The 7,747-nt window shown below is 55.6% G+C and carries 9 protein-coding genes; 5 read left to right on the top strand and 4 right to left on the bottom strand.

Going from position 1 to position 7,747, the window contains the following annotated elements; all coding sequences use genetic code 11:
* Positions 1 to 229: 229 nt before the first annotated feature.
* Both FD38_RS01220 and FD38_RS01215 read right to left on the bottom strand, forming a co-directional pair.
* Positions 230 to 550: a hypothetical protein gene (locus FD38_RS01220; RefSeq protein ID WP_225430812.1), complete on the bottom strand. Its 321-nt coding sequence runs from the start codon at positions 548 to 550 to the stop codon at positions 230 to 232.
* 115 nt (positions 551 to 665) lie between these two features.
* Positions 666 to 869: a helix-turn-helix transcriptional regulator gene (locus tag FD38_RS01215; protein WP_057730414.1), complete on the bottom strand. Its 204-nt coding sequence runs from the start codon at positions 867 to 869 to the stop codon at positions 666 to 668.
* Between the two features lie 179 nt (positions 870 to 1,048).
* On the opposite strand from FD38_RS01215, the gene FD38_RS01210 reads away from it, so the two are divergent.
* Complete coding sequence (locus FD38_RS01210) at positions 1,049 to 1,534, top strand: RpiB/LacA/LacB family sugar-phosphate isomerase (protein ID WP_057730412.1); 486 nt, start codon at positions 1,049 to 1,051, stop codon at positions 1,532 to 1,534.
* Positions 1,535 to 1,587: 53 nt separating this feature from the next.
* Here the strand turns inward: FD38_RS01210 and FD38_RS01205 are convergent, their stop codons facing one another.
* Complete coding sequence (locus tag FD38_RS01205; RefSeq protein ID WP_057730410.1) at positions 1,588 to 2,754, bottom strand: DUF2075 domain-containing protein; 1,167 nt, start codon at positions 2,752 to 2,754, stop codon at positions 1,588 to 1,590.
* A gap of 316 nt (positions 2,755 to 3,070) precedes the next feature.
* Here FD38_RS01205 and FD38_RS01200 point away from each other — a divergent pair, with 316 nt between their 5' ends.
* Both FD38_RS01200 and FD38_RS01195 read left to right on the top strand, forming a co-directional pair.
* Entirely contained in the window at positions 3,071 to 3,583 is a 513-nt protein-coding gene (locus tag FD38_RS01200) for a DapH/DapD/GlmU-related protein (RefSeq protein ID WP_057730409.1), read from the top strand.
* A gap of 19 nt (positions 3,584 to 3,602) precedes the next feature.
* Complete coding sequence (locus FD38_RS01195) at positions 3,603 to 4,349, top strand: SDR family oxidoreductase (protein WP_057730407.1); 747 nt, start codon at positions 3,603 to 3,605, stop codon at positions 4,347 to 4,349.
* A 28-nt stretch (positions 4,350 to 4,377) separates the two neighbouring features.
* On the opposite strand, the gene FD38_RS01190 is transcribed toward FD38_RS01195, so the two are convergent.
* Positions 4,378 to 5,265 carry a LysR family transcriptional regulator gene (locus FD38_RS01190; protein ID WP_057730405.1) on the bottom strand — a complete coding sequence of 296 codons (888 nt, stop codon included), beginning with the start codon at positions 5,263 to 5,265 and terminating at the stop codon, positions 4,378 to 4,380.
* Positions 5,266 to 5,371: 106 nt separating this feature from the next.
* Here FD38_RS01190 and FD38_RS01185 point away from each other — a divergent pair, with 106 nt between their 5' ends.
* Together FD38_RS01185 and FD38_RS01180 are read left to right on the top strand one after the other, a co-directional pair.
* Complete coding sequence (locus FD38_RS01185) at positions 5,372 to 5,764, top strand: DUF2255 family protein (protein WP_057730404.1); 393 nt, start codon at positions 5,372 to 5,374, stop codon at positions 5,762 to 5,764.
* Between the two features lie 150 nt (positions 5,765 to 5,914).
* Complete coding sequence (locus FD38_RS01180) at positions 5,915 to 7,729, top strand: hypothetical protein (RefSeq protein WP_057730402.1); 1,815 nt, start codon at positions 5,915 to 5,917, stop codon at positions 7,727 to 7,729.
* The last annotated feature ends 18 nt before the right edge of the window (positions 7,730 to 7,747 follow it).

Below are 7,747 nucleotides of genomic sequence, written 5' to 3'. Positions count from 1 at the left end.
CACTTGAATCATGTGTTTGATGGGGATTTTGGAGTTTCTGGTGAATAATTCAGGGTGAAAGTATTTCTTTAAATCAGCGCACAAAAAAACCGCAATGTGGCAACATTGCGGCTAGATACGTTGGGAACTCCTCGGTGAATCCTTGGAATGAAGAAGTTCCGCATCTAAGAGTATACCATACCTGCACCCGATTCTAACCAAGAATCCTAACTTTTTAACGGGTGGGGGGTTAGTCTTGGTCGTAGCGGGTCCACAACCAGAGGTATTGTACGTTGGTGAAGAGCAGATACAGCCAGACCAGCCCCAGCAGAACCTGGCCAAATCGTTGCGTGGACAGGCCGAAGTTCATTAGCAGGAAGATGACCACCAACAGTCCGTAGAGAAAGTAGGTGTTGCCCATCATGATGGCCGAATGAACCTTGAGGGCGATTTCTCGTTCCCGTTCGTCGCTGACCCAGTACAGCCCCTTATAGGACTTAACGTCCAGGCGTCGTTGCAGCACCCAAAACATGATGAAGATCCCGATAACTAACACTAAATCTAACCCCAAAATTAGCGCTCGTTCCTGAAACAGGTTCCAAAAGTCACGGCCATTAGCGCAGCCAACATGATCAGAAAAAAGGTATTGCTCCAGAACGTCACGCGCACGATTCGTTTTGCTCGACTCATTGATGATCCTCCCCTTGATTGAACAGCTCATCCACCGTGGTCTCCAACACCGCCGCTAACTTGAAGGCTAACGACAATGACGGATCATACTTGTCGTTTTCAATCGCGTTGATGGTTTGGCGCGTCACGGCGGTTAACGCCGCGAGGTCCGCCTGCGATAGCTTGCGTTGTTTGCGCCGACTCGCAATGGTATTTTGCATCCTACTCACGTCCTTATGTAAAACATCTTTGACAAATTAAGTAAAACATGTTTGACATTATTCTGCAAGCCCGACCCCTTACAAGTTTAATGATATTAGCAGCTTGCGTTGCCTGAGACGTTAGGCTATAGTTAAACCAGCATTTTATAAAACGGTTTACTTAAAAGGAGATACCAGTCATGATCAAAGTCATTGTGGGCGCCGACCGCCTGGGGGCCGAGTTAAAGGACCAGGTTCGTCGCCACCTCTTAGCGCAGGGCATCATCGTCCAAGACGTCACGCCGGATAACGACTTCGCTTATTTTCGAGCGGGGTACGAAGTTGGCCGGGGCGTGGTCAGCGGTGAGTTTAAGCGGGGCTTCATCTTTGGCAGTACCGGCATGGGCGAGAGCATCATGGCCAACAAATATTCAGGGGTCTACTGCGCGTTGTGTGAGAGCGCTGAATCGGCGCGTCTGGCCCGGGAACTTAATAACGCCAACGTTCTTGCGTTAGGGAGTCGGCTGGTGACCCCGGAACTAGCCAACCAGATGGTCGACCTCTTCATGACCACGCCGTTCAATCAGGATGCGGCGGCAGAACCCAACTTGGACGTGAATTTCGCACACGCCCAGGCCACGGAACGACAAATCGCGACCGAACAACAAAAAAATTCGACTAATTGAAAAAGCTGAAACGCTAGGCCTAGTTGGGCTTAACGTTTCAGCTTTTTTTAAAGTTATTTAGTCGTCCCCAGTTCCAGCAACCGGTGGCGCAAGGCATCGTCGTAGGCCGTCAGGTACAGGCCGTACTTCCCGCGCTTCATCAAGACGTTTAAGACGTTAGCGATAAACGTTTTGTATTCGTCACGCGAGAAGTGGATGTCCTTGCGTTTTTTGAAGATTTCCTTGTGGGAGTATTTTTCGGGAATCACGGTCATGGTGTCGGTCTGCGGGTCGTAGCCAAACGACGGACCGATGATCATCCCCACGTAGTTCAGGTCGAAGCCCTGTAGCGTGTAGATGGTTCCCACCTGGGTGATGGAGCCTTCGCGCTTGGCCCAGTGGGTCCGTTGCGGGTCCCACTCGTCCCACGGCAGGTTGAAACTATCCATCTCGACGTTGTGGCGTCCGTCGATGCGGGGGAAGCCGGACGTGGCGACCATCCGGCTCATGCCGACTTCCTGGTTGCGTTTTTTGATGGCGTCGAACATTCCGCCGGCGGTATCGAAGAGTTTAAATTCGAATTCACTGTCGTCCGGGAAGGGCCGCAGCGGCTTTTCGGCGGTCAGGTCGTCCATCCAGGCCACCTGGTCGTCGTTGGCCACCATCCGGTACTGGAAGTTCATGCTAAAGAGGCGGTGCGGGTGGTCGCCGATGGTCTTGTAGAGGAGGTCCTTGTCCCAGTACATTTTGGACTGGAAGACCTGTTCGAAGTCGTAGACCACCACGACCACCTTGGCTAGGGCCATCAAATCGGTGAGTTGGTTTTGGCCGCGGTAGTGCGCGTAGGGTTCGGACTTGGAGTACAGCAGGTGGGCTTCGTCGACGAAGATGATGTCGTATTTTTGGTGAGTCTTCTGGGCGAAGTTGATCAGCGACGTGGGCCGGCGGATGTCCTTGGCGTGCATGTTAGGAATCGAGGCGGCCAGGTCCCGGTAGGCCTTGTACAGTTCGGGGTGGTTGACCACCAGCGAGGTGCGGTAGTGCGGGTCGGTCATGTATTGACGGACCAGTTCCATCAAGACCACGGATTTCCCGGTTCCCGCGGCGCCTTCGATGATGGCGACGGACGATTGCTTGCCGCTCAGCCCCTGTTTGATGTAGGCGTTGAGGTCGGTGATGACGTGTTTTTGATCGTCGGAGAGGTCCTTGACGAAGAATTGTTCTTGTAAGATCTTATTCAAAATAGTTACTCCTAATCTAGTCGATTTCTCTTAATTGACGGCCGCCTAGCGAGTGGTCGGCCGTCAGCACTTGCCTATTATAGCAGTTTGACCGGGCCTTGGCCGCTGACGATGGCGAAATGACGAAAGCGCGGCGTTCCTCATCCGGGAACACCGCGCTTTTGTTTCACATGAAACATCATCGGGTTTCAATCAACTATGCGTATTTGCTATACATTATCATTTGATATAGGACTTTTACATATGCCGTTGGCGCCCCTATACTAGGACTCATCGTTAAACAAAGGGGGCTGACAACGTGCCAGCAGCACAGAACATGAGTGTGGCGGAGATTGCCGCTCAGCAAGCGACCATCGACCGCAACCAATTATTAGTACAGAAATTAAATACGGGCCAGCACCAACCGGCTGAGATTCGCGCGGTGGTGGGGGAGCTGACGGGACGACCGCTAGACCCTTCCGTCGAGATTCGCTTACCGTTCTATACGGATTACGGGCGGAACTTGACCATTGGCAAACGCGTCATGATCAACGACCAGGTGCAGTTTACCGATTTAGGTGGCATCACCTTGGCCGACGACGTGTTGATTGGCCCGGGTGCCGCGTTGATCACAGTCAACCATCAGTTGAATCCGGCCCACCGCCGGGCCTTGACGGTGGCCCCGATTACGATTGAGCAAAATGCCTGGATTGGCGCCAAGGCGATTATCTTGCCGGGCGTCACGGTGGGGCCAGACGCGGTGGTCGCGGCCGGTGCGGTCGTGACCAAGGACGTGCCAGCCAATGCCGTAGTGGCGGGTGTGCCCGCTAAAGTCATCAAGATTATTTAACTTAAAGGAGTGGTTTAAGATGAGTATCGAAAACAAAGTAGTTGTGATTACCGGAGCTTCCAGTGGGATTGGGGCGGCGACGGCCAAGCTGTTAGCGGCCAAGGGCGCCAAGGTCGTCTTGGGGGCCCGGCGCGAAGACCGGCTAGCCGCCTTGGCCCAGGCCATCGGGGAGAACGCACGGTACCACGTAACGGACGTGACCGACCGGCAATCCGTGCACGACCTGATTCAGCTGGCCGTAAGTGAATTTGGTCGGGTCGACGTTTTGTACAATAACGCCGGCACCATGCCCCAAGGCAACCTCAGCGACCGCGAATACGACAAGTGGCAGCTGATGTTGGACGTCAACGTGATGGGCGTGCTGAACGGCATCGGCGAGGTGCTGCCGGTGATGCAGGCGCAACACGACGGTCAGATCATTAGTACCGATTCCGTGGCCGGTCACGTGGTCTATCCCGCCTCGGCCGTCTACAATGGCACCAAGTACGCGGTGCGGGCGATTATGGAAGGCTTACGCCAGGAAGAAAAGGGCCACGGCATCCGGTCGACCATCGTGTCCCCCGGGGCCGTGCGCACGGAACTGGTCAAGACGATTGGCAATGCCGCCATCGAAGCGGGCATCAGCCAATTGATGAACAGCGAAGAAGCTAGTGGCCTGGCGCTAGATCCCGAAGACATCGCTAACGCCGTGTTGTTCGCCATCGACCAACCCAAGCACGTGGCCATCAGTGAAGTCTTAGTCCGGCCAGCGGAACAGGAAGTTTAACCCAGCGCTGATGCGTACACGTTGCGCATTAACTGGTGAGTGGTTGCTGGTTATCGGCCGCTAGCTGTTTCAAAAAGGCCGCGGCGGCCGGGGAAAAGTGCTGGTCCTTGTGCCAGACCAGACTGGTGCCGGTGGTCAAGCGCGGCGTCAACGGGATGAACACCAAATCGGATTGATTGGTGTTGATGATGCCGTCGATGCACAGCGCGTACCCCACGCCCGCCGAAACCAGTAAGGACGCGTTATAGAGTAGATTATAGGTGGCGACCACGTTGAACTTGGGCGTGCTCTCGCCGTACCAGTCCCGGAGCTGTTCCCGAATCCCCCGTTGCTGGGAAAGGATGAGGTTTTGGTTTTCCAGGTCGGCCAGCGTCAAGTGGTCGCGGGTCGCTAACGCCGAGGAACGGGGAACTAAGAGCCCCCAACGACTTTCGCCCGGTAACTTCAGGAAATCAAACTCGCTTTTATCGGTGGGGTCCATGACCACCCCGAAGTCAAAGGTTCCCGTCTTTAAATGGGCGCGAATCTCGTCGGCGTTGGTGCTGACCAGGGAGACCTGGATCTGAGGATGTTGTCGCTGGAGGGTCCGGATGGTCTGCGCCACGTTCAGGAAATTCCGCGATTCGGCACAGCCAATCACGACGGTGCCGCGCACGGCTTGGGTGGTGTGGATATTGCTGAGGGTCTTGTCGGTCAGGGCCAGAATCTGGGTGACCTGGTGGGCGAAGTACTCGCCGCTATCGGTGAGTTGGAGGTGCCGGCCGTGCCGGTCGAACAGAGTCACGCCCAATTCGGTTTCCAGATCCTTGAGCTGCCGGGAAATGGTTGGCTGCGAAACGTGGAGCCGTTCGGCGGCCCGACTGATGTTCAGGTCGGCCACGACCGCTTGAAAATAGCGCAGAACGCGTAATTCCATAAAATCACTCCTTGCGTCAAAAATGCTTAATTATATCTTTAATATACGGTGGCCCGCCCGCCACCGTCAACTGACGACTGTTTAACACCAGAAAGGATTTGGTTATTTGACAGAGCATGCAACACCAACCTGGACCGCCGCGGAACTGACCCGGTTCGCCACCGCGGACGATTTCCGGGTCTCACCGTTCTATAGCGACGGGCACACTTACGGAACCCCGACTTGGATATGGTCCGTGGTAGTCGACGGCCAATTAGTCATTCGCGCGTGGAACGGGCTAGCGTCGCGCTGGCACCGTTCGGCGGTCCAACAGGGCGCTGGGCGCATTTTGTTGGCCGGGAAGAACTACAACGTGACGTTCGCACCGCTCGAAGACACGGCGGTGAACCAACAAGTGGACGCCGCGTACCGCCAGAAGTATGGCGATAGTTCTTACCTGACGGGGATGCTGCAAGCGGGGCCCCGGGCGTCAACGTTACGAGTGAGCCCGCGCAGCTAAAATTGTAACGTAAAATTAATCAGGAACTTAAGCCGGAGAACCACGCGATTTCGCAGGGGTCGCCGGTTTTTGGTCGAGCAGAACGGTGAATCGGTGACTAAATTCTTATGTTACCCTTACAGGGAGGAAACGATTCTAGGAGGAGATTATATGTTGAAACATTGGGGACAACTCACGGCTGTTTTGGCGGCTATCGGTGGTGGCGTCTTGCTTGCGACCACCCCGGCGCAAGCTAAGTCCGGTTACACGATTACCAAGGTTCAGCCCATCAGACGGACGGCCTATCACATCAGGAACGACAAAAAGACGTTATTTACCTGGGACAAGACCCACACCAAACGCTTGTGGATCCTAAACCAGATGGACAGCGCCGATCAGACCATGAGCTGGATGGCCGACCAGAAGGTGACCATGACCCATAACGGCAAGTCGGCGACCTACCTACATATCGGGGATGAATACAACAGCGACGACGGCTACGTGTACGCCAAGTCGATGGTCAAGGGCTACTCGAAGGGTTACCAGACGGACGCGGCGTACTTTGGATATTACCGGTTAGACGCGGCCACCAAGGTTGGCGTATCGCCCAGCGGTTCGGTGACCTTGCCCAAGGGTACGGTGGTGCAGACCGCCTATAGTGCCTATAACGGCCACGAAAGTCTGACCATTAACGGTGATGCACTGAGTTATCAGCTCCGCCAAAAGTTAGGCCTGACGGGGACCAAACGCCTGAAAGCCGTTGATTTGAACGCCGTTAAGGTCACGCCGGTCGCCCAACCGGCCTACAACACGGTCCAGCACAACAGCTTTGCGGACACCCACGCCTCGAACCTGTTTGCGGGCAAGCCGAACGCCGGCACCCAAAAGCAGCTGTTCCGGACCACCAGTGACGGGTACGTCGAATACTACGACAACGGCGCGACCCAAACCCAGAGTGAAGCGGTCCCTCAGGGGAAGCCGGCTAGCCAGAAAATCTTGCAGTCCAGCACCAGCCACGGCATCACCACGGTGGCGTACCGGACGCACATCAAGGGCTTGAAGGATACGCCGACCACGGTGGCCGGTAAGGCGGGCTACCAGTTGACGATTGCGCCGCAGGCTAAGACCACCACGGTCAAGGATAAGGTCTACGACACCTACCTGATTGGTGGCCAACCGTTTTTCACCTACGAAGCGGCTGCGACCTCACCGGTAACGGCTAAGAAGGTCAGTGCCAAGACGCTGGCCAGTCTGGACAAGGCCACGAAGGCGCCAACCTACTACCGGACCACCAAGAAGGTCACGGTCAGTGCCCCGTTTGACGCTTACGTTTCAGGGACGTTAAAGTCCAAGATCACCCTGCCCAAGGGCACCATCGTGGCGGGAACGCTGAGTACGCAACGGACCAAAGGGAAGACCACAAAGGTGCTTGACCTGGCGACGTCGCGGTTGAGCGCTAACCTGTTGAAGCCGGGCTACCAACGCGGATTGTGGGCTGGTCAAGGAACCGCCACGACTAAGAACACGGCGGCCTTTACCCGCGTCAAGCGCCCGGCGTACTTACCGCGTTACGGTAGTGTCGGCGACCTGTACCTGGGGAGCACCACCAAGGCACTGCTGGCCGGTGGAATTGTCAAGCAGAGCGTTCAACTGACCACCAACGGTTACGTGGAAGTGCGGCAAAACGATGTCACGGGTCGCGATACGGAATACCGGGCCCAACCCAAGACGTCCGTGAAGATTCAACGGACCACCATCAAGGGCCACACGCGGTACCTGTATCTGGCTAAGAAGCTGAGCGGCTTCAAGACCACCAAGGTCAAGTCTCACGGGAAGACCCAGTACCGTTTGGCGCTGGTCAACCCCCAAAAGACCTACGCGGTGGACTCTGACCCCGAAGGCGACTCGGATTCCTCGTTGAGCTACTACGGTTTCTTGACGTTAGGCGGTAAGACGTTCTACACGAGCTACGCACTCGACGACTAATAGAATAGTGAAATTAAA

The sequence above is a fragment of the Levilactobacillus zymae DSM 19395 genome, from assembly GCF_001434115.1.
In the GTDB taxonomy this organism is placed as follows: domain Bacteria; phylum Bacillota; class Bacilli; order Lactobacillales; family Lactobacillaceae; genus Levilactobacillus; species Levilactobacillus zymae.
This window is presented reverse-complemented; position numbering and strand designations above follow the sequence as displayed.